The sequence below is a fragment of the Atlantibacter subterraneus genome (genome assembly GCF_007570865.1).
Taxonomy (GTDB): domain Bacteria; phylum Pseudomonadota; class Gammaproteobacteria; order Enterobacterales; family Enterobacteriaceae; genus Atlantibacter; species Atlantibacter subterraneus.
In genome coordinates this window covers 186,184-211,518 of sequence record NZ_VLPS01000009.1, presented here as the reverse complement: position 1 = coordinate 211,518, position 25,335 = coordinate 186,184, and the positions used below count along the sequence as shown (strand labels likewise).

Below are 25,335 nucleotides of genomic sequence, written 5' to 3'. Positions count from 1 at the left end.
ATGCAATCACTTCAATTTCAACAGAGTACCGGAACAATTCAGGTAGCGATGATAAATCGTTCTCAGGCGAAGCCCGAGTTTACCCACCAGCAGCTTCGTGCGGCTGTTCGTGCATGGGCGGCTGCAATCGATAACCAGGACGTGGTAGCCGGACTGATTGTTGAGGAATATCAACTCAGCGGCGGTGGGCTGGAGTTCCCGACCGAAATCAACCGCCAGCGCCAAAAGCTATTCCGCTGGCTGGACGGCGACACCGCTTACGCTCGCGACAACATCTGCGAGTTAACTCCGGCAATTCTTAACGTTCTCCCGCTCGAGTTCCGTACACGTCTTATCCCACAGGGAGACGTCCTTTCGCGCGTAGCGACGGCGATGAAAGAGTGCGCGGAAGCCAAACAGGCTGTGCTGATGAAAGCGCCTGAACATCAGAAGCTGAAAGAGGTGAGCGAGGGGATCGCGTCGTTATTTCGCCTGATGCCCGAGCAGGTCGGGCCGCTGATGACAATGGTCACGTCGATGCTGGGCGTCATGTAACCGGGGACGCTTATGAACCATGAGCAGTTTATCGAGAAGCACGTCCGCGAAGAGCTTATCCGCCTGGGTTTTCCGGTGCCGGTGGCTCAGGGGGGGCATTCCAGGCTGTGGACTTATACCGGCGCATGTCTCAGGCAAGCCGTAAGGGGAAAATTTTCGATGATGTTTTACGACACGCGAAATTGTGGGCAGAGAAACAAACCACTTCTGCCGACAGGTTTGAAGAAAAGCGCGTTAAGCGCACCGAACAGCGAGGCCTTTTCTGAAAGGTTGAAGACCGTGCTGGTGGAACAGCAACGGCCTTCGGGTGCAAAAACGGGTAGTCATTGCGAGGTCATTATGACAAACACCATTTTAAATTACCAGGCGCGGGAGGCATAGCTATGTCGAATGTCGCCTACGCTAATTTCGCGGCGCATTCCGCCGCCAGGAGCAACCGGATGGAAAACCAGAAGACCGGATTCATCCCGTTGTACCGGAGTGTGCTTAAACAACCCTGGTCTAAAGATGTTTTCCTGCGAACGCTGTGGGACAACCTTCTGCTGAACGCCGCCCGACAGCCGTACACAGCGAGTTTTAAGGGGCGTGAATGGCCACTGCAAACCGGACAACTGGTGACCACCTCAGCCGATCTGGGGCTGAATCTATGCGACCGGAACGGAGAGCCAGCGAGCCGCCATGCGGTGGATCGGATGCTCTCATTTTTTGAGAAAGAAGGGATGATTTCCACCGCCGGTGAACGTCGGAAAGGCACGGTGATCACTATCACAAATTATGTGCTTTACGCTCAAAAAATAGACAATTTGCCCGCGCATAAAGCCGAGCATAACGGCGAGCATTACCCCGAGCATAGCGAACCCAGTAACGGCGCGGGTTTGGAGGTTGATGCCGCGCATAACCCCGAGCAAATAGCCGCGCTTAAACCCGCGCATCATGAACAACAAGGTAATAACAACAATAAAAACATTAAAAGATCTTCGTTTCGGAATTCTGACGAATCCCGTAACGACGCCACTGAAAAATTTCTCTCCCGTCACCCCGAAGCCACTGACGGAATTTACACCCCGGCAGGCAAATCCTGGGGAACGGCTGACGACCTCAAAGCCGCGCGCTGGATTTACCAGAAACTCCTGGTGGTCAATGCCAGTCTTTCAGAACCGAAATGGGTTGAATGGGCAAACACTGTTCGCCTGATGCGCACGGTTGACCGTCGGACTCACCGCGAGATTTGTGAGCTGCTCGTGTGGGCCAGCGAGGACGATTTCTGGGACAGCAATATCCTGAGCCCGTCCGGCCTTCGCAAGCACTGGGACACGCTGACCACGCAACGCGCACGTAAACCGAAAAACTCCCGTGCCAGCGCAGCGCCGCTGGATTTCGATAACACCGACTGGGCGGAGGGTCTGCTGCCATGAAAAACATTGGTACCGAGATGCGAAATTTCGATCGTGAGCAGATGCGCCGTGTTGCTATGGGTATGCCAGAGCAGCAATCCGAACCCCGCCAGGAGCATGCCGCCCAGGTATTCAACGATTTGTTTCGCCAGCTGCGCGCCGCGTTCCCGGCCAGCATGTCCGTTTTTAAAACCCAGGCTGATATCGACGAGTTCCGTCGGCAGTGGCTGCTGGCTTTTGCGGAAAACGGGATCACCAGCTTCGCCCAGGTCGACGCTGGTATGCGCATTGCCCGCACTCAGGAAAAACCGTTCATGCCGTCGCCCGGTCAGTTCGTGGCATGGTGCCGCGCCGAGGAAAGCGCCGCCGTGGGTCTGCCTGACCAGAACGAGCTGGTGAAGCTGGTTTACGAGTACTGCCGCAACCGCAGCCGTTACAGCGACGCGGAGTCCTATCCGTGGCCTGACAACGATATCACCCCCCGCACCGTGAAATACCGCGCCAGCTACTGGCTGGTCACAACCCTGTACCAGCAGATGCGTTCATACGGGCTCACCGACATGGAACTTAACCGCAAAGCTGGCGAGGAGCTGGCGAAAATGGTGAAACGCATTCGCGCTGGTGAAGTGATTCCTGAGCCGGTTGCGCGTTTGCCTGTGCTGGGCAGCAAACCAGTTACGCGTGAGCAGGGGATGGCGAAAATTCAGGAAATCCGGGCGAAGTTTGGGCTCAAAACAGGGAGAGCGTGATCATGACAACGAATTCAGTGAACGCCGTTATCAACTTCCTGGATAACCGGGAAGGACATCTCCATGAAATTGCAGCGGCGATCGATATGGAGCCGGGGCGGACATCCACATTGCTGGGTGGCCTGTTGCGTAGCGGGACCGTGGTTCGCTCTGGGCGCATGCGGAAATACGTTTATCGGCTGGCGCAGGACTTCCGCACTCCGGAGCAAATCTACCAGGCCCGGGTTAAAGCTGTTCAGGCAGCGCTGGCAGAACAGCATCGACTAACCTTCGCCGAGGTGAAAAATCTGCTTCGCGAAAGCGAATGGATTACCCGCGCTTTCCTTGAGGAGGCCTGTAAGAACGGTGAGTTTCTCAAACAGGGTAAGCAGGGTTTCTTCCTGACCTTTCAGGATTACGAGGCCTATATCGAGGAAAGCGCCCGCCGCAGTGATGCTAAGCGCAGGGCAACCAGCATCGCATACCGCGAAGCACGAAAGGCTCAGTCAAGAGCAAACGAGTCAGAAAAGCCAGCGGCCTCAGTAAACGTCGTCTGCGATGAATGCCGCCAGAACTGGCAGGGCTATCACCTACATAAAATCTTCGGGAGTGCCCGCGCATGAAAGACATGACCCATAAGCAGTTAATTCGCGCCACCTACGTGGCCGCAAAGTATGAAAGCGCGCAGACCGCGCAACTGCTGACTGAACTGGCTGGGCGACTGGACGGTGCACTTGCAGCGGCCCGAACTGCCTGCATGGAACGTGACGCTTCTGTCAGAGCCGAAATCGAGTGGGAAAAAGCCATGATGCAGGCTGTTGGTGAAGACGGCGTTGGCGATGTGGTTAGCGCGATTGAAGCGCTGAAGTCCGCAGCTGGAGAACAGCGAGCAATCGGGGTTGAACTGGCAATCCAGAACGTACTGAACGTGGATACAGTCGCATCAACCGGCGTGGTTAAGCATCTGCTTTTCGGTTTTGCCTCACAACTGCGGGAGGGGCGGGTATGAGCAAATCACTTAACGCCCGTTGCATCCGCCGCTGGGAATTGCAGATGCGCGATGTATGCGATTCGAAAATAAACCCGTGGTGGCGCAAGCGTGATCTGCGCGGTTACATCCGGGAATGCGGATTAATCACCGCGTATTGCATGGTTGAACGAATGGCAGAAGACAACGCCAAAGTTGATTTTGATGGCGACACCTTCGGCTGGTCACCAGAGTTTTCAGCCTGGTATGACGAGCGCCGCGAGAAGTATCTGAGAGAAGCTCGTGATTACCTGAACGAAGATGCGACCACTGATGAAGTCGACGAAGAAATTCAGAACGAGCTGGAGGCCTGGAATGACTGAGCATGTCATCCTCGACATGTGCTGCGGTTCACGCATGTTCTGGCTCGACAAAGCCGACCCGCGTGCCGTCTTCTGCGATATTCGCGCCGAAGAGCACGTGCTGTGCGATGAGCGCCGTCTGGTTATTAGCCCGGATGTTATCGCTGATTTCCGCGCGCTGCCGTTCGCCGACGCTACGTTTCCGGTGGTGGTGTTCGATCCGCCGCATCTTGAACGTGTTGGCCCCAACGGCTGGCAGGGCAAAAAGTACGGGAAGCTTAACCGTGATACATGGCGCGAGGATTTGCGCGCCGGCTTCAGGGAAGCTTTCCGCGTTCTGAAGCCCAACGGGGTGTTGATTTTTAAATGGAACGAGACGCAAATCCCGTTGAGCCAGGTCGTAGCGCTCACTGATGAGAAACCCGCCGTATGGCAGAAGACGGGAAAAAACGACAAAACGCACTGGCTAATTTTCGTTAAGAGCGGTGCTGGTGCCGTAAGCGGCGAGCCAGACCACCTAATGCATTACGCCACAAAGCGCATTGTTGAACTGGAAAGCCTGCTGCTGGTGGATGTGGCGGAAACCGTCTGGCCCGCTGAAGTCGGCATGGTTTATTCGCAGGTAGAAATCGCCGGGGATCTCCCGGCGCACCACCAGCGTCGCCTAAAACATCACATCAACCGCATGTGGCTGGAAAAAATGCCGGTACCGGCGATAGTCACTGCGGCCCGTTCGCTGGCCGCTGCCATGGAGAACTACGCGTGAGAGAAATTATCGTTGATAATTTTGCCGGTGGCGGCGGGGCGTCTACCGGAATTGAGCTGGCGACTGGCCGCAGCGTGGATATTGCCATTAACCACGACCCGAACGCGGTGGCGATGCATACCACCAACCACCCGGATACGTTGCACTACTGCGAATCGGTATTTGATGTTAACCCGGTGGCGGCAACAGCAGGTCGCCCGGTGGGGCTGGCATGGTTCAGCCCGGATTGCCGCCACTTCTCGAAAGCAAAAGGCGCGAAGCCGGTAGAAAAATCAATTCGCGGTTTAGCGTGGATCGTTATCCGCTGGGCGCTAACGGTGCGGCCACGCGTGATGATGCTGGAGAACGTGGAGGAGTTTCGCACGTGGGGGCCACTGCTCGCTGCAGAGATGCGTCCTGATCCGGCTCGCTCCGGCGAAACCTTTGAGGCGTTCTACGGGATGCTGTCCGGCGGGATACCTGCCGGGCATCCGGCGCTGGCAGAATGCTGTGAGTTCCTGGGCATTGCCGTCGATGGCGAACAGGCGCAGCAGTTGGTGGACGGGCTCGGATATGCTGTTGATCACCGCGAGCTGCGGGCGTGTGATTACGGCGCGCCGACAATCAGAAAACGCTTTTTCATGGTGATGCGGTGCGACGGCGTGCCGGTGTCCTGGCCGCAGGCTACGCACGCAGACCCAAAATCGCCAGCAGTGCAGGGCGGCAAGCTGAAAGCCTGGCGCACCGCGGTGGAATGTATCGACTGGTCAATCGCCGCGCCGTCGATTTTCGATCGCAAAAAGCCGCTGGCAGAAAACACGCTCAAACGTATTGCTCGAGGCATTCAGCGGTTCGTGATTGATAGCGCCTCGCCGTTTATCGTGAAGTGCAACCACACCACGACGAAGGGAAAATACGACTGCTTCCGTGGGCAGGCGCTGGCGGAACCGCTGCAGACGATCACTAAAACGCATGGCTATGCCGTCGCGGTACCGCACCTGACAAAATTCCGTACCGGCGCAACCGGGCAGGAGGTTTGTGAACCGGTACCGACAATCACTGCCGGTACGTCAACGCGCCCGGGCGGCAATGGGCATGCATTGGGTGTGGTGGAAGCCGCGCTTGCGCCGTTCCTGGCTGGCAGCGGCGGCAGCGAGTACCAGGCAAAGCCTCGCCCGCTGGATAAACCTATGCACACCATCCTGAAAGAGTCACGAGCATGCGTCGTTGCGCCGGTGATCGCCCGCCAGTTCGGTGCCAGCATTGGACACCGCGTCGACGAGCCGAGCGCGACTATCACGGCGGGCGGTGGCGGCAAATCTCAGCTGGTGACCCCGACGCTCATTCAGATGGGATATGGAGAGCGCCCAGGGCAGGAACCGCGCGTGCTGCAACTGGACAACCCACTGGGTACCGTTACCGCCGGCGGCAATAAATTTGCCACTGTAAGCGCGTTCCTGGCGAAACACTACGGCGGCAATTATTCCGGGCCCGGCGCCGCTATGAATGAGCCAGCGCATACGGTCACTACCACGGATCACCATGGTCTGGTCACATCACATCTGGTGAAGTTACGCGGCACGTGCCGGGACGGGCAGCGTACAGACGAACCTACGCCAACGGTCACTGCTGGTGGCCAGCACGTAGGGGAGGTGAAAACCACACTGGCAGCAGAAGGGTATGACGAGCAGCGCGCGGCGCAGGTGCTGGCGTTCCTGCGGGAATACTGCGGTGAGGATTGCGACGGTCTGGTGACCGTTGACGGCATCACTTACCGCATCGTCGATATCGGTATGCGCATGCTGCAACCGCACGAACTATACCGGGCGCAGGGCTTCCCGGAGTGGTACATCATCGACCGCGACTATCGCGGCGTGAAGTATGCCAAAGATAAACAGGTAGCTAGATGCGGCAATGCGGTACCGCCGCCGTTCGCCGAGGCTCTGGTGCGGGCGAATCTACCAGAATTTTGTAAGGCGTCTCTTGTAGCTTAAGCAAGCAGTTAATGGCTTTTAACTCAGATCATGTGGAGAGGGGTCTATGCTGAGCTGTATCTAATTTCAGTGTGCTTAAAATGTTATTTAATAAGGTTGTCAGAATGGTAGATCTGTATAAGTAAATGAAAATAAGTTGTTTTTTTAATTTTTGGACGAGTTGATACAAGCATGATAATGCTTTTTTTAAGTGTGGGATTTGTTAGATTGCAAAAAAGATTGATCGATCGATAAAAAAACATTGATCGGTAAAACCTCTGAATCTACACTACGCATATGAACACTTATGAGAGATGCTTATGAACGATAATTACTCAACACAAGCATTCTTCAATTTTTTGATGAAGTTGCCTAATTTGGGGCTTATCAACGAATCAACCGCTCGCAATCTAAAGAATTCGGCGCTGCTGCTGTTATCAGTTATTGATACGAGTGATAGTGATGACGTTCGTGATTTGAATGTTGAAGAGCTTATTACTCATTATGCTGAAACTCAGACAAACAAACCCAGCGAATCCACCATTCATAACTATCGAAGTCGATTCAAAAGTGCTGTCAATAAATTTGAGGAGTACACGCGAGTGGGGACTTTAATCAACACGGCAGATACCGAAGGAAATTTAGATGGCTTTGATGCGGTAGAACAGAAGCTTGAAAAAGCTAAAGGGGCAAGAAATGAGAAAGTGCAAACCTTTAACTTGCCGATCGTTGTTCGACCAGAAACAGGAACGATGATTACAGTTCAGGGTTTACCTACTGATATTACGATGGAAGAAGCCGAGCGTGTGCTATCAATTTTGAAGGCGTATGTGCGGTCGTAAAATGAATTTGAGCCCTTCCTTTGGCGAGGAAGGGCCCGGATTGGGGATGCTAGAGCACCCGCAATCTGTACTGCCTAGACAACAGTACATTAGCGGATCCCCATATTTTTATCAAGTTTCAGGGAAGTGCTCACCTGAGACAGGGTTTATTTATGGCATTAAAAGAAATTGCAACAAAGCCGCTCCCACCTGGTTTCCGCTGGGTAAAATGTCGTTTTCGCAAGGCGCGAGCTAAAGCGGGGACTCCTGACTCGGAGCGCCGAGTTTTGGATGCTCACGCATACGGCTACAAATGCTGGTCTTTTCCTGTAAGAACTAAGCATTAATAAAATCAAACCCGCTACGGCGGGTTTTTTGTTGCTGATATAAAATGCTGTAGAAACAACGGTGTAACTTTCACAAAAAATGCTTTTCTGGGATTGATAATTCTCACGCATGGGTGTACTGTTTGTTTATACAGTATTTTTATGAGAGGGATGATCATGAAGGTTGAAGTCACTATCGAACGTACAAAAAAACTGCCTGATGGCGCGATCCCGGCGTTAGAAAACGAGCTTTTAAAACGATTAAACAAACGCTTCGATGGGTGCAAGCTCACCGTTCGCCGGGCACCTAATGATGGGCTCAGTGTTATCGGAGGCGATAAAGACGAGGTCGCAAATATTCTGCAGGAAACCTGGGAAAGTGCTGACGAGTGGTTCTACTGATTGAACGTTGAACTATATCCTGAAGCTGAACAGGGGGAAGCTGTGAGAAAATGTGTTTCAAAATCATCTGATCCTGACTGGTATGACGTTGTCAGAAGGGCGGATGGCGCGGTGCTATGTAGTTTTCCGGGAGGTGATCGTTTTCTTGTTTATAAAAGTGGGGGGCTTATTTCCATGCGACCTTTACTTGATGAAGAAATTATTTTCACCCCAACCGCTGTTGTGCAGTTTCTCACAGATCTCGGCTACCGCATCCAAAGACCATCTGATAATATGATCTCATCGGTCTGAACAGCCGGTAAACCTGCTGCGCCACGGAGTGAACACCATGGCGCAGTTACAACTCATCAAGCAGTCCTCAGGAATCCTGATCCCCGCTACGCCGGAGACCAGCGATTTTCTGCAATCAAAAATCAAGCTCGGTGCCGTGCTGGTGGCCGACTTCAAACAGGTCCGTAACCCGGCCTTTCACCGTCGTTTCTTTGCTCTGCTGAATCTCGGCTTCGAATACTGGGAGCCAACCGGCGGCGCTATCTCATCCAACGAACGCAGGCTGGTAACCGGCTATGCGAAGTACCTGGCATCGTTCGGCGGGAGCGAAACCGCGCTGCTGGATGCCGCTGAGCAGTATCTGGAACAGGTGGCCAGCCGCCGCATTACCAACGGCATCAGCCTGTGCAAATCCTTCGATGCGTATCGCGCCTGGGTCACCATCGAGTCAGGGCATTTCGACACTATCCAACTGCCTGACGGCACCCTCCGCAAACACCCCCGCAGCATTTCTTTCGCCAGCATGGACGAGACAGAGTTCCAGCAGCTCTACCGTGCCGCACTGGATGTGCTCTGGCGCTGGATATTGTCCCGCGTGTTTCGCGATCAGCGTGAGGCCGAGAACGCCGCTGCGCAGCTGATGAATTTTGCGGGGTGAGTATGGCTAAAAAACCTCGTCGAAAATGCATCCACTGCAGGGAGTGGTTTCACCCGGTACGGAACGAGCAGGTCGTTTGCTCATTCGAATGCGCCAGCGCTGTAGGCAAAGAGCAGACCGCAAAGAACCAGGCTGATGCACAGCGCAAGGCCCTGAAGCTTCAGCGCGACGAGGAGAAAGCCGGGCGTCAGCGCCGCCGCGCGAAACGCGAAGAACTCAGGCCAGCTTCCTATTTCAAAGCTCAGGCTCAGCAGGCCTTCAATGCCTATATCCGGTACCGGGACCGGCATCTGCCCTGCATCAGTTGCGGGGAATTAAACCCGCCTGACCTGCACGGCGGCCAGTGGGACTGCGGTCATTACAAAACCGTGGGTGCAAACCCTGAACTTCGCTTTGAAGAGCGTAACGCCCACAAGCAGTGCAAGCGCTGCAACGGCGGTGCCGGGAAGTACACGGCGAAAGAAGCCACTGTCGCGAAAAACTATGAAGCCGGGCTGGTGGCCCGGTACGGACAGGCCTTTGTCGACTGGCTCAATGGCCCGCACCCGATGACCAACTATCGCCGCGAAGACTTCATCCGAATTCGCGATGAATACCGCGCAAAGCTCAGACAACTCAAACAGCAGGAGGCCTCATGACTACCGAAAATTATTACCAGATTGGCTGGATCGCCCTGCTGGCGCTCGGGTACGTACGTGACTGGTACGCAACGAGAGAGGGAAAGCGGTGAACAGAGAAAATTACAAAACAGACGTTATCCGCCTCCACTGGCAGCGCCTGAGAATTTACCGCTTTCGCGGATCGGTGCTGACGGATTACCGAATATTGAGAAATTACATTAAAACAGCAATGAGGATTGCGGGATGAAGCTTGAGTCATTACCGAAGTATTTTGCGCCAAAATCAATGGTTCCCGGCACCGTTTCATGTGGGACGAGCGGCGACGCACTTTCAATAACCGATGTGATGGCCGCGCTGGGCCTGGCGAATTCAAAAGCATCTGTCGGTATCGAACTGTATCTCGCCAAAGCAGGGGTGCTGGCACCGGATAACATCATTGCGTTTTTAACCCGACTGGCAGAACGGCGCGCCAGCCGTAACCAGTCGCTTCAGAAAATGACGGCAGCAGAGCGAGAAAACTTCCTGCGAATTCTGGCTGGTTTTGTATTCCGCGACTATTCACTGAGCGCGGCAAGTCTGGTGACATGCCACAGCTGTGCTGGGGAGGGGTTTATTGATGCAGAGGTCTTTACCAACAAGGTTACCTGGCCTGACGGCAAACCGCCGAAGTGGGTTAGGACCACAAAAGGGATCTCACCTTCCGACTGGGAAGAATGGAAACCGGTACGCGAACAGGTGCGGGTGATTTGCCAGCCCTGTAACGGGAAAGGAAAGGTGAAGAACGAATGCCGTTGCCGTGGACGTGGCGAAGTGCTCGATAAAAAGAAATCACAGCTACAGGGGGTGCCGGTTTACAAACAGTGCCCCAGATGCAAAGGGCGCGGCTTCCCCCGACTTAAAGATACGGAGGTATTTAAGGCGCTCGGAGTAACAGAAACCACCTGGCGGCGAAACTATAAATTGTTGTTCGATCGACTCGTTGAGCAGTGTCACATTGAGGAATCGCTCGCACAAAGTGTTTTAAGGAGGGTGACGCATTAAATTAGCATGTTGCAAACGTGGCGGAATTTGGCTAATCTCGTCTCAACGATGGGATATTACGCCCGTGACGTTAACCAGATTAAGAACCTCGCTGCGGCGGGGTTTTTTACTTTATGGACTCGACTCCCTACGCTAATAAGACAAAGTGCGGGGAGTGACGCGGAACCCATATTGCCGGTTTGTGATCATGTCTGCAGAGTGGCTAAATATGAACTGTCAGAGTTGAAATCATCGAAGCGGGCACTATGATTAAAGAGCATTCTTTGACAGTCATTAAAATAAAAAAATGATGGCGAATCCCCCTGAGCGGAGGGGCATTACTGGATAACCTGTAATTGATTAAGCATGCGAAACGATGCATCCAGTCAGCGTTTCACCGGGAGGCACCTGGCGCCGTCGAGAGATGTTCTACCTGATATGACCTGTTCGTCCGAGCAGGTCTTTTTTTATGTGCTGATGGCGCAGAAATATCAGAGAGGGGTTTTTCTGCAGTGCATCCAGGGCTTTGATCCACGCGAGCGTTTATGACTATCAGCTCGGTTGCTTTTCGAGCAGCATAATTTCGTAAAATTTGATAAAAATTTTTTATTTAGGTAATTCTTATTAATTGATAAGTTTTTATAGATAAAAACTATCTATTCATGGGGTAAGTGCTAGGCTCAGGTACCTATCCTTTATCAGGCATTCCAATGCGAACTTCCCGTACCTTCTATCCAATCCCGATGCTTATCAAGCACATCCAGCCATCAGGACTGGAAAAACTTTATCCAGTTCTGGTCTCTGATGTAACAGACTCTGAGGGTACCAGGTACGCAAGGTACCCGAATGGAGCTGAAGTGCGTATGTCAGAATTACGTTTTATTCAGCTTGAGTTTGCCCAAGCAGATCTTCCCAATCTTGCGGCAACACCTCTTCCGGAAGAGGTTATTAAACGCGATATGCTGCATTAACATCTCAAAATCATTCTCAGTTGAGGCTCACTTCGGTGGGCCTTTTTTATTTCCCCTCATTCGAGAGGACTCATCAATAGCGAGGGGGCGTAATGTCCGAACCTTTTTCCGGTACCGCGGCTGCCGGCAGTGCGCTGACCGGCGCGAGTATTTATGGACTGCTTACCGGCACTGATTACGGCGTGGTGTTCGGCGCGTTTGCCGGGGCCGTGTTCTACGTGGCCACCGCTGCCGACCTGACGATTTTCCGCCGTTCCGCGTATTTCGTCGTGTCGTATTTTGCTGGTGTCTATGGCTCCGGGCTGGTGGGTTCGTGGCTGGCGAGCATAACCGGCTATGCCGACAAACCGCTGGATGCGCTCGGCGCGGTGATTCTTTCTGCCGTGGCCATCAAAACACTGACGTTTTTCAGTGAACAGGACCCGCTGAAGCTGCTGGCACGCTGGAGAGGGGGAACCAATGGTAACTAACGATCCGCTGGTGCTGACAAACGTGGTGGCCTGTGCCGCCATTGTTCTGCGCCTGATGATGTTCCGTAAGCCTGGCGGGCGCCATAACCCGTGGGCGTCATGGCTGGCCTACCTGATTATTCTTGCGTATGCATCGGTGCCGTTCCGGTATCTGTTTGACTCCTACCTGCATACCCACTGGGCAACCGTGACTATCAATCTGATTATCTGCGCTGCCGTGTTCAGGGCACGGGGGAATGTGGCGCGGCTCTTCTATGTCCTGAGGTCTGAATGAAACAATCACAATTTCAGCAGGCGGCTGGTATAAGCGCCGGATTAGCTGCGCGCTGGTTTCCGCACATCGATGCGGCGATGAAAGAATTCGGCATCACTGCACCGACTGATCAGGCGATGTTTATCGCCCAGACCGGACACGAGTCCGTGAGTTTCTCCCGGCTGGTGGAGAGCATGAACTACAGCGTGGCAGGCCTCGTCGATTTCGTCCGCGCCGGGCGACTCACCCAAGACCAGGCTAATGCGCTGGGCCGCCGCTCGTATGAAAAGGTGTTACCGCTGGAGCGCCAGTGTGCCATCGCAAATCTTGTGTACAGCAAACGCCTGGGCAACAAAGCACCGGGTGATGGCTGGAAATATCGCGGACGCGGCCTGATTCAGATCACCGGTCAGGCAAATTACACAAAATGCGGTACCGCGCTGAAACTCGATCTGGTCACCAGTCCCGAGCTGCTGGAGCAGGACCGCAACGCGGCGCGTTCAGCGGCATGGTTCTACGCCACCAGCGGTTGTTTGCTTTACTCCGGCGACCTGGCGCGCGTCACGCAGATTATCAATGGTGGCCATAACGGCATTGAAGACCGCCGGCAGCGCTATAACCGGGCGCGGAGTGCGCTGGTATGAAGTGGCGATATGTGCTGCTGGCGCTGGTGGTCAGCATCTCTGCCACGGCACTTATCGCCTGGCGTTCCGGGTGGAATGCTCACGCTGACCACATTAACGCGCTGGCGGCGGACAAAAAGCAAAAGGCCGAGAAAACCATCCAGCCGGTAGAGAAGAAAGCCGCTGCGGCCAGTGCCGGGGCGAAGGTGATTTACCGGACCATAACCCGCGACGTGGTGAAATATGTTCAGTCTCCGGATCGTACTGTGTGCCAGTTTGACGATACTGCTGTGCAGCTGCGCCAGCGTGCCATCGACGCTGCCAACTCCATCAGCGGATTTGATGCAGGAGCCGTGCAGGGCAAGTAACGCGGGTACCAATAGCGACGCAGACCTGCAGGCGGATATCGAAACGGCAGAATGCCTGCGCCAGCTGCGACTCGACAAGTACCGCTGGCAGGCCTGGTATAACGCCGTGAACCGTTAACCGGTGTTTCGGGCAAAAAAAAGCCCCGTGCATGGGGCGAGTCGGAGTAGGGCTATCAGTACTTAGTACTGTTATTGTTTTCTTAATGGCAAAGATCTTACGTTGGTTTTTCAGCTCCTGTCGTGGCAGGAACTTTGATTATGGGCGTTAACCTTTCATTAACAAGCGTAAGCGAGGGTGATTAAGAAGAATCCTGGTTTATTGCCATGAAATTTAAAAAAAACCCTCAGACGGAAGGAAATCCAGATTCTTCAGAGGGTATGCAAATGCATTTTCGTTACCTTTTAAACTTAGCAATGGACCGCTGCCCTGATATGAGATATCTCCCATAAGCGCTTCCGTGATAAATTTCACTTATTTTATATATGATTAAAGAAGATCATCTCCCTTCTTGCAGATAAGGCTCACCGATTGTCTACACTTAAGACTTTCTAACCAGAAAGGAGGTTTGTATGACCGATCGCCCAGTCGAAGGGGACCATCCTGATTACAGCCCTGTTCCTGATAACGTTAAAAACGACCAGCCAGGGCAAGCCGGTAGAGACCAGAAAGACGATACTGGCTCAGCACCTGAATCTGGTGATAAACAGCCATAACAAAGCTAACCGCCTCCGGGCGGTTTTTTATTGCGATCATCATGGGCAGACCCATCGTAATGGCGTAACAAACACTGGAGTAACGAATGAGCAAACCGGACTGGGAGGCTATCGAATCGGCTTACCGGGCCGGAGTGATGTCCCTCCGAGAGATAGCATCACAACACGGTATCAGCGAAGGCGCTATCCGTAAGCGTGCCAAACGTGATGAATGGTCACGCGATCTGAATGCAAAGGTGAAAGAACGCGCCGACGATCTGGTACGCAAAGCAGAGGTACGCAAACAGGTACGCAGCGAAACAGTGCTTTCTGAGCGCGTACTGATAGAGGCCACTGCCGAGGTTATCGCCACGGTACGCATGGAGCACCGCGGTGATATCCGCCGGGCCAGGGAGATAACCAACGCATTGTTTGATGAGTTAGATGCTGAGTGTGCCGACGTAGCTTCTCTTCGTAAGCTCGGCGAACTGATGCTGGAACCGGACGAGAATGGACGCGATAAGCTCAACGAGATTTATCACTCGATTATTAGCATGCCGGAACGAGTCAAAGCACTGAAAGCGCTGAGTGACGCGATGAAAAACCTTGTGGGCCTTGAACGTCAGGCATATGACATTGGTGAGAAAGAGCCCGTTAAGGACGTCACTCACAACGTCATGCTGGTACCGACCAGCGACAACGTGGACAGTTGGGAAGCGGCAGCACAGAAACAGCAGAGCGAGGTTCTTGGTGGATGAATTACAAAGCCGTCTGGAAACCTTTGCCGGGGTCGCAATCTCTATCCCTGAGCTGCCCGTGTAACGAAATCCTCTATGAGGGTACGCGCGGGCCGGGTAAAACTGCCGCGCAGCTGGCGCGCTTCCGTCGCCTGGTCGGCCTGGGCTATGGCTCGTTCTGGCGCGGCGTAATATTCGATACCGAGTATAAAAACCTCACCGATATCATTACGCAGTCAAAGCGTATGTACCGCCTGTTTAACGACGGCGCGCGCTATCTGGCATCAGCCAGTGAATTACGTTGGGTGTGGCCAACCGGCGAAGAGTTGCTGTTTCGCTTCGGGAAAGAAGAAGGCGATTACTGGGACTACCACGGTCAGGAGTTCCCGTTTATCGGCTTCAACGAGCTGACCAAGCAGCAGTCGGCTGAGTTCTACGAAATGATGTTCTCCTGCCGACGTTCGTCGTTCCGCCCGGAAAACTACCCGCTGCCGGACGGCAGTTTGTTGAAGCCGATCCCCCTAGAAACGTTCAGCACGACCAACCCGTTCGGCATCGGCCATACCTGGGTGAAGAAGCGTTTCATCGAGCCAGCGCCACGCGGCACCATCATTCGCGAAACGCAGAAGGTATTTAACCCGCAGACTGAGCGCGAAGAGGATGTGACGCTAACCCGCGTTGCGATTCACGGCTCGTTCAAAGAAAACCCATATCTGGATCCGCAGTACATCGCGACGCTGATGGCTATCAAAGACCCGAACCGGCGCAAGGCGTGGGTAGAGGGCTCCTGGGACGTTACCAGCGGCGGGCGGTTTGACCATCTGTGGAACGCATCGCTGCATGTCATCAAGCCGTTCCGCATCCCGGATAGCTGGACGGTTGACCGCTCGCATGACTGGGGAGAATCGAAGCCGTTCTCCAACCTCTGGTGGGCGCGTGCCGACGGCACCGCCGCCGAGCTGCCGGATGGTCGCCAGTTCTGCCCGCCTGCCGGGTCTCTGATCCTGATTGGCGAATGGTATGGCTGCCCTCCTGACGAGCTGAACAAGGGCCTGAACATGTCATCCACGAATGTCGCCAAAGGCGTAGCGTGGGTGGATAAGCGGCTGGTGGGCGAAGAGCTTGCTGAGCCCGAGGAGATAAAACTCAACGGGCTAACTCAGGGGCAACTGAACATCATGCCCGGCATCTGCAAGAAGGTTCTACCTGGCCCGGCTGACGGGGCTATCTACAACACTGGAGATGAAGAACTCTCCATTGCCCAGAAAATGGAATCGCAGGGCGTTAAGTGGGTTCCATCCAACAAGAAACCGGGATCGCGCGTGAACGGCGCGGCCCTGTTTGCTGACATGCTTGAGGCTGTCATTGAAGGTAAGAAGCTGGAATCAGGCATGCCTGAGAAGCCAGCATTCTACGTATTCGACTACTGCCGGGGCTGGATAAGCCGCGTACCGGTGCTCGTTCGCGACAGTAAGAACCCTGACGATGTAGACACCCAGCAGGAAGATCACGACTGGGATGGCACGCGATACGCCGTCCTGCATTCACCGCCGAAGAAAGTCGGCAAAGTCACCAGCCTGAGGCTTTAACCCATGCCTGATATTTCAACACCCAATCTGGACTATGGGAACATGGTGCAGGCGTGGGACATTAACGACGCCCTGATGGGGGGCACGCTATACATGCGCCAGCTTGGCGAGGCTTATCTGCCCCGCTGGCCGAAAGAGGATAAAGAGGATTACAAAAAGCGCCTGGCTGTGGCCACGCTTCTTCCTGCCTACGAAGAGACCATCAACCAGAACGTTGGTCGCGTATTCGCTGAGCCTATCCAACTGGGCGAGAACGTCCCGGACCAGCTTCGTGAGTTCGCAAAGAATGTGGATCTGGAGGGCAGTCGCCTCGATGTATGGGCGCAGGCGTTCTTCAGCCTGGCGATGCAATATGGCCTGTCTCATGCGCTGGTGGACTATCCGCGGGTGGATGCAGAGCAGGTCAGGACGAAAGCCGACGAAAAGGCCACCGGCGCACGCCCATACGTCACCATGCTGAATCCCCGCCAGGTGATCGGCTGGAAGTCGAAGATGACCGGCGGCAAGGTTACGCTCACCGAGCTGCGCATCAAAGAGGTGGTGGTCGAGCACGGTGACGACTTTGGGCAGACAAAGGTCGAGCAGATTCGCCTGCTGACGCCCGGGCAGGTGCGGATTTACCGCAAGGCCACTGGTGCCGACGGTCAGGTGAACTGGGCGCTGCACGACGAATGGACCACATCCCGCAAGGACATAACGCTGGTCACGCTCTACACCAAGCGCACCGGTTTTATGTGCGGCTCTCCGCCGCTTCTGAATATGGCGCTGCTGAACGTCAAGCACTGGCAGAGCCAGAGCGAGCAGGACAACATTTTGCACGTGGTGCGTGTTCCAATCCTGTCAGTGTTTGGACTCGAGGAGGGAGAGGAACTCGTGATTGGCTCCTCCTCGGCCACGTCATTCTCCGATCGTCAAAAACAGGGAATGGAATACACCGAGCATTCTGGAGCAGCGATCGGTGCCGGCAAAGAGTCACTGACTGACCTGGTGGAACAGATGCGCCAGGCGGGCGCTAAGTTACTGCGTACCGATAACACCTCGACCAAGTCTGTTGACCAGACCTCGGAAGAGAAGATGCAGGAACAGTCGCCCCTCTACACGATGGCAACCAGCCTGGAAGACGCGATCGACAACATCCTGCAAATCATGGCCGAGTACATCGGCGAGAAAGACGGCGGCAGTGTCGATGTCCGCACTGAACTGGATGTTGAGTCGAAGGAGTTCAACCCTCCTGCGGCGCTGGCCATTCAGTCGCTGCGCCAGGGCGGTGATATTCGCCGGGTGGATGCGATTAAGTCATTACAGAAGCTGAACATCATTGATGCTGATGCAGACCCCGATGTGGTGCTGAGCGAGCTGCTCGCTGAATCAGCCTCACTGACTGAACCGCCACCAGGCGAGGTGTGATATGGCCCGCTCCGTCAATGCCAGGCTCCAGGACGAGACGATAGCGCATGGCCTGTATGTGACCCGCTACGGTAATGGCGTTGCCCGGCGCATGGTGGCGCTGCTGAATAAAATGGATAATGACCTGGCCGCCAAACTGCTGGTGCTGCTGGACGGCAAGCGTGCCGATACCTACAGTGCCCGCCGCCTCGCTTCGCTGCTGGCTGGCGTACGTGACCTGAACCAACAGGCCTATGAACCGGTCAATGATGCGCTGGCGCGAGAGCTGACGCGCTACGTTGAGTATGAAGCCGGGTATCAACTGGACCTGTTCAGCAGCATCATTCCGAAACAGATCCTTAAGCATGTGCCGCTACAGAGCATCGCACCTGAGCAGGTTTATGCCGCAGCAGTGGCGCAGCCGTTCCAGGGGCGTTTGCTGAAAGAGTGGGGACAGAAGCTTGAAGCCGACCGGCTGGACAAAATCACCAACGCTGTGCGCTCCGGTTTCCTCCAGGGCGAAACGGTAGAGCAGATTGTCCGGCGCGTTGCCGGCACGCCGAAACTCAACCGTGAAGATGGGGTTATCAACGCATCCCGCCGCGACCTGGCGGTGGTGACCCGCACTGCAGTGAACCATATGGCCGCCACGGCGCGCCAGGAGTTCGCCCAGGCCAACAGCGATATCGTGAAGGCCAAGCAGTGGTCTTCGACGCTCGATACGCATACCAGCCAGTGGTGCATTATCCGCGACCGCAAGCTCTACACCCTCGACGGCAAGCCGCTGGGCCATGTGGTGCCGTACCTGCGCGGCCCCGGCAAAATCCACTTCTGCTGCCGCTCTGGTGAAATCCTGATCACGAAATCGTGGGAGGAGTTGCAGATAGCCTCAGGCGAACTGAGCAGCGCCACACGCGCCTCAATGGACGGACAGGTGCCAGCTCATACCAGTTATGCTGACTGGCTTACCCGGCAACCGTACGCGCGGCAGGAGCAAGTACTGGGCGTCACCCGCGCCATGATGCTTCGCGACGGCAAAATCACCGTGCCGGAGATGTTCAATGATGCCGGGGAGTTTCTGACCCTGGACGAACTGCGCCGCGTGGATGCGTCGGCGTTCGAGTAATACAAACCTCATCAACATCAGGCTGCCTCCGGGCGGCCTTTTTTATGCCTGCCGCTGAGCGGATGCGACGCGGTGACCGGGTCGGATGACCTATTACCAATGGCCGGAAGGCTGGAGCTAAACAATGAAACTCAAACTTGATGCTAACGGCAATGTGGTCGTTGAAAACGGTATGCCTGTGTACGTCCATGCCGACGGCAAAGAAATCCCGTTCGACGCGGTCGCAGCGATGACAAAAATCACCACCCTGAACGGTGAAGCCAAAACTCACCGCGAGGCGAAGGAAGCGGCGGAAGCCAGTCTCGCGAAATTCGCTGGCATCAGCGACCCGACCAAGGCACTTGAAGCCCTGGAAATGATGACCAAAATCGACCAGAAAAAACTGATCGACGCGGGCGCGGTTGACCAGGTAAAGGCCGAGATCACCAAGGTTTACCAGCAGCAGCTGGACGAAGCGAACGGCAAAACCAAACAGCTGGAAAACCAACTCTACGACGAGATGATCGGCGGCCGCTTCGGTGGCTCCAAGTTTATCTCCGAGAAGATGGCAATCCCGACAGAGTTCGTGCGTTCCTACTTCGGCCAGAACTTCAAAATCGAAGACGGCCAGGTGGTGGCTTACGACGGGCAGGGGAATAAGGTGTTCTCCCGCACCAAGCCCGGCGAGTTGGCTGGCTTCGATGAAGCGCTGGAATCCCTGGTCGAGTCACATCCGCAGAAAGACTACATCCTCAAAGCGTCCGGCAACAGCGGCGGTGGGTTCCTCCAGTCGCAGCATCAGGCCGGGCAAAAAACCATGAAACGCGGTGCGTTTGACGCTCTGGATGGTGCAGGCAAGCAGGCTGCGCTAAGCGACGGCGTCAGCATCGTCGATTAATCGAAAGGATATTTAGAATATGAGCAACACGCTTACTGGGTTAATTCCTACTCTGTACACCGCACTGAACCGCGTATCCCGCGAGCAGGTCGGCTTCATCCCTGCTGTGGCGCGCAACGCGAAAGCTGATGCTGCGGCTAAAGACCAGACCGTCACCGCACCGGTTGCGCCGCCGACCACCACCGTTGATATCACCCCTGCAGCAACTGCACCAAACGACGGCGATCAGAACATTGGCACCGTGGATGTCAAAATCACCAAATCCAAAATGGCCCCGGTCAAATGGAACGGTGAAGAGCAGTTGGCTATCGGGCCATCAGGTAACTACGACGTCATCCTGGCTGACCAGTTCTCTCAGGCCTTCCGTGCGCTGAGCAATGAGATGGACGCTGACCTGGCAGCGCTGTTCTACAAATCATCTCGCGCTGTCGGTACGCCTAAAGACACCCCATTCAGCATTAAAGACGATCTGTCTGATGCAGCGCTGGCCCGCCAGATTCTGGTGGATAATGGTGCGCCAACTACCGACCTGCGTATGGTTCTGGGCGGTGAGGCGATGGCCTCCATTCGTGGTAAGCAGTCCGTGCTGTTCAAAGCGAATGAAGCCGGTACCGACCAGCTATTGCGAGAAGGCATCATCGGTCGCGTAATGGGCTTCAACCTGCATGAATCCGCCAACATCAAGCGCACCGCAAAGAGCACTGCTGCTGGCTACAAGGTCAACGGCGCGAAGAAAGAGGGCGACATTATCGTTGCTATCTCTGCGGGTACCGGTGGTATCGCTGTCGGTACCGCAGTGAAATTCGACGGTGACGACAATCAGTATCTGGTCGTAGCGGCAACCTCTTCCAGCATCACTATTGCTGCGCCAGGCCTGCGTCAGGATCTGGCAGACCAGGCGGCCGTCACTGTGCTTAGCGAGTTTGCGCCAAACATGGCTTTCGATCGCAACGCATTCCTGCTGGCGTGCCGCACCCCGGCAATGCCAAAAGGCGGCGACACCGCCGACGATGTTATGAACGTGACCGACCCGGTATCCGGTATCACCTTCCAGATCGCGCTGTATCGCCAGTACCGCCAGGTGCGTTATGAAGTTGGTGTGGCGTGGGGTGTTGCATCCGTGCAGCCTGAGCATTCAACCATCATCATGGGCTAACCACTGGGGCTTCGGCCCCTTTGTTTTTCAGGAGGCCCAATGGCCGGATTAACCAAAGAGCAGCGCGCGCAGCGTGAGGCCGAGAAAAAGACGAGCGACCTGGTCATTATGGTTCGTGACCAACCAGAGTTCCCTGACGGCCCGCTGCGTGCTGACGTTCATCCTGACGAAGTGGATAACTGGCTGGCGCTGGACTGGCGTCTGGAGGAATAACCATGCTGGTTGCCGATCCCCATTCGCCCGATTTCAACAGCTATGCCAGCGTTGTCGACCTGCGCGCGTTCGCGTCGGGGCGCGGCTACACCGTACCTGCCGATGATGGTGAGTGCGGCCGGATGCTGATGCAGGCGATGGACTATCTGGAAGGGAAGACCTGGCGCGGTCAGCGCTCCAGCACATCGCAGCCGCTGTCGTGGCCGCGCTCCGGCGTGCGCTTTGATGGCGTTGACCTGCCGGATGACGCCATCCCACAGCGCCTGGTTGATGCGCAGTGCCGCCTGGCTATCGAATCGCAGGAGATTGACCTCACGCCGTCGGTCGCTGGTGGCGGGGCGGTGGTCATGGAGCGCGTCGAGGGCGCGGTAACCGTTCAGTATGAGCCGGGCACGAACAAAGCTGCACCGTCATTCCCCTGGTTCTATTCATCGCTGCGCGGGCTGGTGGTGGGCGGCAATCAGATCCGCATCGAAAGGGGGTGATATGTCTGACCTGAAAGTGGTTCCCTTCTCCGGCAAAGCGCAACCTGGGCATGACAGCCAGGAGGTGATAAGGCTACTCGAAGAGGCGCTACAAATGGCGCGCGACGGCAACTGTCATAGCCTGGCGATTATCATGCTTAGCGATGACGGATGTGAGATTGATTGCTGGCATAGCGGCGGCAGGCCATATGTCATGATCGGCGCTATCGAAGCACTAAAAGCGGACTTCATCCATACCAACATCGAGGCGCGCTGATATGCCAATCGACTATCGACGTATGCGCGCCACGGCGACCCGGTTGCTGACTGAGAATGGCAAAACCTACCAGCTTACCCGCGGTGGCGGCACTACCCGCGATCAGTTCGGCAAAGAGGTAACCACCCCGGCTATCACTGCGACCGTCACTGGCGTTGTCACTGAATACTCCGCCCGAGAAATCGACGGCTCCCTGATCGCCACCGGCGATAAGAAGCTGGCGGCCACGTTCGAAACGGAAGTGCGCATTGATGACCGCATCGAAATCGACGGCAAGAAATGGCGCGTGGTAGAGCCGAATCCCGTTAAGCCTGCCGATGTGTTGATCTCCTACAACATCCAACTGAGGGCGTAGGTATGGCTAGTTCTGCTAATCAGCCGTTCCTGGCTGCCATTCAGTTGTTCGTGGATAGCTCGAAGCAGGAGATGGACGAGGTGGTGCGCCGGACGGGAATTAAAATCCTCGCTCAACTGGTTGAGATGTCTCCTGTTGGTAACCCTGATATCTGGCGGGTGAACCAAACGGCATCGGCATATAACGATGCTGTGCGGGATCATAACGCTGCCCTGCGTGATAATCCGGACAACCTGACCAGGTCCGGACGGCTTAAGCGCGGGCTGCGCGTCAACGACTCAATGGACATCAAAAAGCCTGATGGCTATGTCGGCGGGCGCTTCAAGAACAACTGGTATGTGGGGTTCGATAGCCAGCCGAGCCAGTCCAACGATACACCGGACGCTTCCGGTCAGGGTTCCAACTCCCGCGGCCTGGCAGTGCTCGAGGTGTTCAGGGTGGGCCAGGTCAGCTCGATTTTCTTCACCAATAACCTGCCATATGCGGCAGCACTAGAGAACGGGCATTCCGGCCAGGCCCCAGGCGGCATGGTGGGCATCACCGCGCTAGATGCCGCGCAACTATTCCGTGAGGCTATGAGCGAGGTGCGCAATGGCCGGTGATCAGTCAATGCGTATCGCTGACCTGCTGGAAAGTCGCGTCGCGGTTATCTGCTCTTCGCTCAGTCTGCCAGTGGCCTGGCCGAACATCGTATTTTCTCCACCGGAAAATGCGCCTTACGGGCGTGTTTACGTTCTGCCGGCGCAAACCGTTGGGCAGGATCTGGAAGGTCAGATGCGAACCTACCAGGGCATTCTCCAGATCAATATCATCGCTCCTGCCGGCAGCGGCGTGACGCAGGCCAGAGGGTTGGCTAAGTCTGTCGCTGATGCCTTCCCCGAAGGTCTGCCGCTGGTGGATGGCGATCTGACGGTTTACATAAACGGACCGCCGCAGGTGCGCACGCCGATACAGGATCGCCCCACATCAGCACCCAATGGCAGTAGCGGCTCCATAACTTTCACAACTCCCGTCAGCATGCAATACCGCGCTGATTACTGACCCGCCGTCTGGCGGGTTTTTTTATTACCTAAATTCAGGAGAGTGCTATGGCATTCGCAATCCCTAACGGCTCGCGTGTGAACGTGGCCAAAGCCTATCAGGCTCCGATCACCTTCACTGCAGCCTCCAACGCGACGGAATGCGAACTGACCGTTGCCTCGGCTGCCGGGATCCTCGCGGGCGATGTTGTCCAGGTTAACTCTGGCTGGCTGAAGCTCGATAATATGGTGCTGCGCGTTAAATCGGTGACCGGCACCAAAATCGTGTTAGAAGCGTTTGATACCACCGACACAAAGAAATTCCCGGCGGGCACCGGCGCGGGTACGCTGCGCAAAGTCGATTCGTGGATCACCATGCCGCAGGTTATGACGCTGTCCACTGAGGGCGGTGACCAGCAGACCATTAGCGTTCAGTTCCTGGAAGATGACAAAGCGCGCACCATCCCAACTTTCAAAAACGCGGTGGTTCAGGTCTACACCTTTGCGCATGACCCTCAACTGGCGATCTACAAACGCCTCATCGACCTGGATGACTCCAGCGACACCACGGCGGTATGGTTCCACAACCCGCGCGGCAAAGCGGATCGTTACTATTCCGCCAAGGTGTCCTTCCAGCGCGTGCCGCGTACCGAAATCAACGCCGTTGAGAGCAACGAAGCGCGTATGAACTTCGAATCGGATATGCAGATTTACCCGATCGCTGATTCATCCGTGCTGCCGCTGGCGTTCCTGACTGACCTGCCATCCACTAAAGCACTCGCAACTGGCGCTGCACTGGATCTGGCTGTGGTTATGCAGGGTGGTTCCGCGCCGTACACCTATGTGTGGAAGAAAGGCAGCACCGCTCAGCCTGGTAAGACCGCCTCAACGTTCAACATTCCGTCGGTCGCATCCAGCGATGCTGGCGTCTATACCTGCGAAGTCACCGACGCCGCAGGCAAGACCCTTACTTCTGCAGCGTGCACCGTTACTGTCAGCTAAACCTTTAAGCCCGGTTCGCCGGGCTCTTTATTGCGCATCGCACGCGCACATCAAAGAAAGTCTTTCAGCTGTGAGCCTGGGCAAACCGATTACTTTCGGCGGCTTTGCCGTGCGACAGGCTCACGCCTAAAAGGAACATAAAATGTCTGAACCTAAAAGCATCCCTCATGTAACAACGACATCGAAACCTTTTGGCGTAAACGTCGAATGGAAATGGCCTGATTTAAGCTTCTGGGGTTCCCGGCTTGAGCTGCAATATCTCCTTGCTGATGGACGTCTTGTAAAAGAGGTAATCAGTTGGCCGGTTACTGAGCTCATGATTTCTGGCCTCAAAGCTGGTGAGCGATTACAGGTGCGCCTGCGTCCAATTGCTGCGGATGGTTCAGCGCGAGATTGGCGAACCAGTGACTGGAACGAGGCGGTATCTTCTGTCGATGCCGGAGAAATGATTGAGGCGCTGACGGAAGAGATCCGTAACAGCCGCGCACTTAATGATCTTAATGATGGCTGGTTTATCGCTAAATCCGGTCAGGAGCTCATCAATGATGCGGTGATTGGCGATGGCATAGCATCTGCGAATTACAGCGTGAAGATGGGCGTGGACTGCGGCGAAAAACAATATACATCCGGCATGGTTATCGGCGCTGAGGGCGAGCAATGCAAGGTAGAGTTTAAAGCCGATCGCTTTAAGGTGCATGAAGCTGCTTCATCCATCATCGAAAACGCCGAGGCAACCAACATAAAAACGAAGGCCGTGCTCTGCGATGAAATGAAGCAGGCCGTGATTGATGCCGTGCGCGAAAGCGATCTGTTCCAATCTCCCACGGCCGGTCTGCAACAAGCGATGCACGATGCGGTAAACGATGCAATCCGCAATGCGCTGAAGCCCGGCGGCCTGTTGTACAGCCGCTAAATTCCCCTTATGCACTCGATTAC

General features: G+C 55.3%; 36 protein-coding genes and 1 pseudogene. All 37 read left to right on the top strand.

Going from position 1 to position 25,335, the window contains the following annotated elements; all coding sequences use genetic code 11:
• On the top strand, positions 1–534 hold the full coding sequence (locus tag FND52_RS18060) for a toxin YdaT domain-containing protein (RefSeq protein ID WP_144132462.1): 534 nt from the start codon (positions 1–3) through the stop codon (positions 532–534).
• A gap of 12 nt (positions 535–546) precedes the next feature.
• The gene (locus FND52_RS21860; RefSeq protein ID WP_167509373.1) at positions 547–915 is read left to right on the top strand and encodes a hypothetical protein; all 369 of its coding nucleotides are present in this window, start codon (positions 547–549) and stop codon (positions 913–915) included.
• A 59-nt stretch (positions 916–974) separates the two neighbouring features.
• Positions 975–1,949, top strand: a complete 975-nt coding sequence (locus tag FND52_RS18055; RefSeq protein ID WP_144132690.1) for a replication protein — start codon at positions 975–977, stop codon at positions 1,947–1,949.
• Entirely contained in the window at positions 1,946–2,677 is a 732-nt protein-coding gene (locus FND52_RS18050) for a replication protein P (protein ID WP_144132460.1), read from the top strand. Before FND52_RS18055 ends, FND52_RS18050 begins: the two co-directional genes overlap by 4 nt.
• Before the next feature lie 2 nt (positions 2,678–2,679).
• On the top strand, positions 2,680–3,279 hold the full coding sequence (locus FND52_RS18045) for a hypothetical protein (protein WP_144132458.1): 600 nt from the start codon (positions 2,680–2,682) through the stop codon (positions 3,277–3,279).
• Positions 3,276–3,665, top strand: a complete 390-nt coding sequence (locus FND52_RS18040) for a hypothetical protein (RefSeq protein ID WP_144132456.1) — start codon at positions 3,276–3,278, stop codon at positions 3,663–3,665. Before FND52_RS18045 ends, FND52_RS18040 begins: the two co-directional genes overlap by 4 nt.
• Complete coding sequence (locus FND52_RS18035) at positions 3,662–4,006, top strand: hypothetical protein (RefSeq protein WP_144132454.1); 345 nt, start codon at positions 3,662–3,664, stop codon at positions 4,004–4,006. The genes FND52_RS18040 and FND52_RS18035 overlap by 4 nt, the downstream gene beginning before the upstream one ends.
• Positions 3,999–4,472 (top strand): annotated as a pseudogene (locus FND52_RS21975) (class I SAM-dependent methyltransferase); the annotation flags it as partial. The gene FND52_RS18035 and the pseudogene FND52_RS21975, both read left to right, overlap by 8 nt.
• A 275-nt stretch (positions 4,473–4,747) precedes the next feature.
• Positions 4,748–6,724, top strand: coding sequence for a DNA cytosine methyltransferase (locus tag FND52_RS18025; RefSeq protein WP_144132450.1), 1,977 nt, complete (start codon positions 4,748–4,750; stop codon positions 6,722–6,724).
• 299 nt (positions 6,725–7,023) lie between these two features.
• Positions 7,024–7,545: a hypothetical protein gene (locus FND52_RS18020; protein WP_244290587.1), complete on the top strand. Its 522-nt coding sequence runs from the start codon at positions 7,024–7,026 to the stop codon at positions 7,543–7,545.
• 482 nt (positions 7,546–8,027) lie between these two features.
• Positions 8,028–8,252, top strand: coding sequence for a DinI-like family protein (locus FND52_RS18015; protein WP_144132446.1), 225 nt, complete (start codon positions 8,028–8,030; stop codon positions 8,250–8,252).
• Complete coding sequence (locus FND52_RS18010) at positions 8,253–8,543, top strand: hypothetical protein (RefSeq protein ID WP_244290586.1); 291 nt, start codon at positions 8,253–8,255, stop codon at positions 8,541–8,543.
• Between the two features lie 37 nt (positions 8,544–8,580).
• On the top strand, positions 8,581–9,180 hold the full coding sequence (locus tag FND52_RS18005; protein WP_144132444.1) for a DUF1367 family protein: 600 nt from the start codon (positions 8,581–8,583) through the stop codon (positions 9,178–9,180).
• Between the two features lie 2 nt (positions 9,181–9,182).
• Complete coding sequence (locus FND52_RS18000) at positions 9,183–9,818, top strand: recombination protein NinG (RefSeq protein WP_144132442.1); 636 nt, start codon at positions 9,183–9,185, stop codon at positions 9,816–9,818.
• Positions 9,819–9,936: 118 nt separating this feature from the next.
• On the top strand, positions 9,937–10,047 hold the full coding sequence (locus FND52_RS17995) for a YlcG family protein (RefSeq protein WP_425277915.1): 111 nt from the start codon (positions 9,937–9,939) through the stop codon (positions 10,045–10,047).
• On the top strand, positions 10,044–10,841 hold the full coding sequence (locus FND52_RS17990; protein WP_144132438.1) for an antitermination protein Q: 798 nt from the start codon (positions 10,044–10,046) through the stop codon (positions 10,839–10,841). The genes FND52_RS17995 and FND52_RS17990 overlap by 4 nt, the downstream gene beginning before the upstream one ends.
• A gap of 689 nt (positions 10,842–11,530) precedes the next feature.
• A complete protein-coding gene (locus tag FND52_RS17980; RefSeq protein WP_144132434.1) occupies positions 11,531–11,791 on the top strand; it encodes a hypothetical protein in 261 nt (86 codons plus the stop codon).
• A gap of 92 nt (positions 11,792–11,883) precedes the next feature.
• Entirely contained in the window at positions 11,884–12,261 is a 378-nt protein-coding gene (locus FND52_RS17975) for a phage holin family protein (RefSeq protein ID WP_125292274.1), read from the top strand.
• Positions 12,251–12,535, top strand: a complete 285-nt coding sequence (locus FND52_RS17970; protein WP_002433793.1) for a phage holin family protein — start codon at positions 12,251–12,253, stop codon at positions 12,533–12,535. The genes FND52_RS17975 and FND52_RS17970 overlap by 11 nt, the downstream gene beginning before the upstream one ends.
• Positions 12,532–13,158 (top strand): glycoside hydrolase family 19 protein, encoded by a 627-nt coding sequence (locus FND52_RS17965; RefSeq protein ID WP_144132432.1) that lies wholly within the window; start codon positions 12,532–12,534, stop codon positions 13,156–13,158. The genes FND52_RS17970 and FND52_RS17965 overlap by 4 nt, the downstream gene beginning before the upstream one ends.
• A complete protein-coding gene (locus FND52_RS17960) occupies positions 13,155–13,505 on the top strand; it encodes a hypothetical protein (protein WP_144132430.1) in 351 nt (116 codons plus the stop codon). Before FND52_RS17965 ends, FND52_RS17960 begins: the two co-directional genes overlap by 4 nt.
• Positions 13,480–13,623: a hypothetical protein gene (locus tag FND52_RS21855; RefSeq protein ID WP_167509380.1), complete on the top strand. Its 144-nt coding sequence runs from the start codon at positions 13,480–13,482 to the stop codon at positions 13,621–13,623. Before FND52_RS17960 ends, FND52_RS21855 begins: the two co-directional genes overlap by 26 nt.
• 452 nt (positions 13,624–14,075) lie before the next feature.
• The gene (locus FND52_RS21850) at positions 14,076–14,219 is read left to right on the top strand and encodes a hypothetical protein (protein WP_167509379.1); all 144 of its coding nucleotides are present in this window, start codon (positions 14,076–14,078) and stop codon (positions 14,217–14,219) included.
• An 86-nt stretch (positions 14,220–14,305) separates the two neighbouring features.
• Positions 14,306–14,956: a hypothetical protein gene (locus FND52_RS17955; RefSeq protein WP_144132428.1), complete on the top strand. Its 651-nt coding sequence runs from the start codon at positions 14,306–14,308 to the stop codon at positions 14,954–14,956.
• The gene (locus tag FND52_RS17950; protein ID WP_144132426.1) at positions 14,953–16,524 is read left to right on the top strand and encodes a terminase; all 1,572 of its coding nucleotides are present in this window, start codon (positions 14,953–14,955) and stop codon (positions 16,522–16,524) included. Before FND52_RS17955 ends, FND52_RS17950 begins: the two co-directional genes overlap by 4 nt.
• 3 nt (positions 16,525–16,527) lie before the next feature.
• Positions 16,528–17,931, top strand: a complete 1,404-nt coding sequence (locus FND52_RS17945; RefSeq protein ID WP_144132424.1) for a DUF4055 domain-containing protein — start codon at positions 16,528–16,530, stop codon at positions 17,929–17,931.
• Between the two features lies 1 nt (position 17,932).
• On the top strand, positions 17,933–19,036 hold the full coding sequence (locus tag FND52_RS17940; protein WP_144132422.1) for a phage minor head protein: 1,104 nt from the start codon (positions 17,933–17,935) through the stop codon (positions 19,034–19,036).
• 124 nt (positions 19,037–19,160) lie between these two features.
• Positions 19,161–19,913: a DUF6651 domain-containing protein gene (locus tag FND52_RS17935; RefSeq protein WP_144132420.1), complete on the top strand. Its 753-nt coding sequence runs from the start codon at positions 19,161–19,163 to the stop codon at positions 19,911–19,913.
• 19 nt (positions 19,914–19,932) lie between these two features.
• Positions 19,933–21,069, top strand: coding sequence for a major capsid protein (locus tag FND52_RS17930; RefSeq protein ID WP_144132418.1), 1,137 nt, complete (start codon positions 19,933–19,935; stop codon positions 21,067–21,069).
• A 39-nt stretch (positions 21,070–21,108) separates the two neighbouring features.
• Positions 21,109–21,282: a hypothetical protein gene (locus tag FND52_RS21845; protein ID WP_167509378.1), complete on the top strand. Its 174-nt coding sequence runs from the start codon at positions 21,109–21,111 to the stop codon at positions 21,280–21,282.
• Between the two features lie 2 nt (positions 21,283–21,284).
• Positions 21,285–21,767, top strand: coding sequence for a DnaT-like ssDNA-binding protein (locus FND52_RS17925; RefSeq protein ID WP_144132416.1), 483 nt, complete (start codon positions 21,285–21,287; stop codon positions 21,765–21,767).
• A 1-nt stretch (position 21,768) separates the two neighbouring features.
• A complete protein-coding gene (locus FND52_RS17920; protein WP_144132414.1) occupies positions 21,769–22,023 on the top strand; it encodes a hypothetical protein in 255 nt (84 codons plus the stop codon).
• Position 22,024: 1 nt separating this feature from the next.
• On the top strand, positions 22,025–22,378 hold the full coding sequence (locus tag FND52_RS17915; RefSeq protein ID WP_144132412.1) for a hypothetical protein: 354 nt from the start codon (positions 22,025–22,027) through the stop codon (positions 22,376–22,378).
• A gap of 2 nt (positions 22,379–22,380) precedes the next feature.
• Positions 22,381–22,980 (top strand): hypothetical protein, encoded by a 600-nt coding sequence (locus FND52_RS17910; protein WP_144132410.1) that lies wholly within the window; start codon positions 22,381–22,383, stop codon positions 22,978–22,980.
• A 7-nt stretch (positions 22,981–22,987) separates the two neighbouring features.
• On the top strand, positions 22,988–23,419 hold the full coding sequence (locus FND52_RS17905) for a phage tail terminator-like protein (RefSeq protein WP_244290584.1): 432 nt from the start codon (positions 22,988–22,990) through the stop codon (positions 23,417–23,419).
• A gap of 47 nt (positions 23,420–23,466) precedes the next feature.
• A complete protein-coding gene (locus FND52_RS17900) occupies positions 23,467–24,399 on the top strand; it encodes a phage tail tube protein (protein ID WP_144132395.1) in 933 nt (310 codons plus the stop codon).
• Between the two features lie 142 nt (positions 24,400–24,541).
• Complete coding sequence (locus tag FND52_RS21970; RefSeq protein ID WP_244290583.1) at positions 24,542–25,312, top strand: phage tail tip fiber protein; 771 nt, start codon at positions 24,542–24,544, stop codon at positions 25,310–25,312.
• Positions 25,313–25,335 lie beyond the last annotated feature (23 nt).

Excerpts from the sequence above, each read along its gene's own strand:
- FND52_RS21850 (WP_167509379.1), top strand. The coding sequence starts at position 14,076 with ATGACCGATCGCCCAGTCGAAGGGGACCATCCTGATTACAGCCCTGTT.
- FND52_RS21845 (WP_167509378.1), top strand. The coding sequence starts at position 21,109 with ATGGCCGGATTAACCAAAGAGCAGCGCGCGCAGCGTGAGGCCGAGAAA.
- FND52_RS17970 (WP_002433793.1), top strand. The coding sequence starts at position 12,251 with ATGGTAACTAACGATCCGCTGGTGCTGACAAACGTGGTGGCCTGTGCC.
- FND52_RS18000 (WP_144132442.1), top strand. The coding sequence starts at position 9,183 with ATGGCTAAAAAACCTCGTCGAAAATGCATCCACTGCAGGGAGTGGTTT.
- FND52_RS17980 (WP_144132434.1), top strand. The coding sequence starts at position 11,531 with ATGCGAACTTCCCGTACCTTCTATCCAATCCCGATGCTTATCAAGCAC.
- FND52_RS17930 (WP_144132418.1), top strand. The coding sequence starts at position 19,933 with ATGAGCAACACGCTTACTGGGTTAATTCCTACTCTGTACACCGCACTG.
- FND52_RS17915 (WP_144132412.1), top strand. The coding sequence starts at position 22,025 with ATGCCAATCGACTATCGACGTATGCGCGCCACGGCGACCCGGTTGCTG.
- FND52_RS17925 (WP_144132416.1), top strand. The coding sequence starts at position 21,285 with ATGCTGGTTGCCGATCCCCATTCGCCCGATTTCAACAGCTATGCCAGC.
- FND52_RS21855 (WP_167509380.1), top strand. The coding sequence starts at position 13,480 with ATGCAGGAGCCGTGCAGGGCAAGTAACGCGGGTACCAATAGCGACGCA.
- FND52_RS18015 (WP_144132446.1), top strand. The coding sequence starts at position 8,028 with ATGAAGGTTGAAGTCACTATCGAACGTACAAAAAAACTGCCTGATGGC.
- FND52_RS17975 (WP_125292274.1), top strand. The coding sequence starts at position 11,884 with ATGTCCGAACCTTTTTCCGGTACCGCGGCTGCCGGCAGTGCGCTGACC.
- FND52_RS18005 (WP_144132444.1), top strand. The coding sequence starts at position 8,581 with ATGGCGCAGTTACAACTCATCAAGCAGTCCTCAGGAATCCTGATCCCC.
- FND52_RS17955 (WP_144132428.1), top strand. The coding sequence starts at position 14,306 with ATGAGCAAACCGGACTGGGAGGCTATCGAATCGGCTTACCGGGCCGGA.
- FND52_RS18035 (WP_144132454.1), top strand. The coding sequence starts at position 3,662 with ATGAGCAAATCACTTAACGCCCGTTGCATCCGCCGCTGGGAATTGCAG.
- FND52_RS17905 (WP_244290584.1), top strand. The coding sequence starts at position 22,988 with ATGCGTATCGCTGACCTGCTGGAAAGTCGCGTCGCGGTTATCTGCTCT.
- FND52_RS17950 (WP_144132426.1), top strand. The coding sequence starts at position 14,953 with ATGAATTACAAAGCCGTCTGGAAACCTTTGCCGGGGTCGCAATCTCTA.
- FND52_RS18020 (WP_244290587.1), top strand. The coding sequence starts at position 7,024 with ATGAACGATAATTACTCAACACAAGCATTCTTCAATTTTTTGATGAAG.
- FND52_RS17935 (WP_144132420.1), top strand. The coding sequence starts at position 19,161 with ATGAAACTCAAACTTGATGCTAACGGCAATGTGGTCGTTGAAAACGGT.
- FND52_RS17965 (WP_144132432.1), top strand. The coding sequence starts at position 12,532 with ATGAAACAATCACAATTTCAGCAGGCGGCTGGTATAAGCGCCGGATTA.
- FND52_RS17990 (WP_144132438.1), top strand. The coding sequence starts at position 10,044 with ATGAAGCTTGAGTCATTACCGAAGTATTTTGCGCCAAAATCAATGGTT.
- FND52_RS18040 (WP_144132456.1), top strand. The coding sequence starts at position 3,276 with ATGAAAGACATGACCCATAAGCAGTTAATTCGCGCCACCTACGTGGCC.
- FND52_RS17910 (WP_144132410.1), top strand. The coding sequence starts at position 22,381 with ATGGCTAGTTCTGCTAATCAGCCGTTCCTGGCTGCCATTCAGTTGTTC.
- FND52_RS18050 (WP_144132460.1), top strand. The coding sequence starts at position 1,946 with ATGAAAAACATTGGTACCGAGATGCGAAATTTCGATCGTGAGCAGATG.
- FND52_RS18055 (WP_144132690.1), top strand. The coding sequence starts at position 975 with ATGGAAAACCAGAAGACCGGATTCATCCCGTTGTACCGGAGTGTGCTT.
- FND52_RS17940 (WP_144132422.1), top strand. The coding sequence starts at position 17,933 with ATGGCCCGCTCCGTCAATGCCAGGCTCCAGGACGAGACGATAGCGCAT.
- FND52_RS18045 (WP_144132458.1), top strand. The coding sequence starts at position 2,680 with ATGACAACGAATTCAGTGAACGCCGTTATCAACTTCCTGGATAACCGG.
- FND52_RS17960 (WP_144132430.1), top strand. The coding sequence starts at position 13,155 with ATGAAGTGGCGATATGTGCTGCTGGCGCTGGTGGTCAGCATCTCTGCC.
- FND52_RS21970 (WP_244290583.1), top strand. The coding sequence starts at position 24,542 with ATGTCTGAACCTAAAAGCATCCCTCATGTAACAACGACATCGAAACCT.
- FND52_RS18060 (WP_144132462.1), top strand. The coding sequence starts at position 1 with ATGCAATCACTTCAATTTCAACAGAGTACCGGAACAATTCAGGTAGCG.
- FND52_RS17900 (WP_144132395.1), top strand. The coding sequence starts at position 23,467 with ATGGCATTCGCAATCCCTAACGGCTCGCGTGTGAACGTGGCCAAAGCC.
- FND52_RS17945 (WP_144132424.1), top strand. The coding sequence starts at position 16,528 with ATGCCTGATATTTCAACACCCAATCTGGACTATGGGAACATGGTGCAG.
- FND52_RS17920 (WP_144132414.1), top strand. The coding sequence starts at position 21,769 with ATGTCTGACCTGAAAGTGGTTCCCTTCTCCGGCAAAGCGCAACCTGGG.
- FND52_RS21860 (WP_167509373.1), top strand. The coding sequence starts at position 547 with ATGAACCATGAGCAGTTTATCGAGAAGCACGTCCGCGAAGAGCTTATC.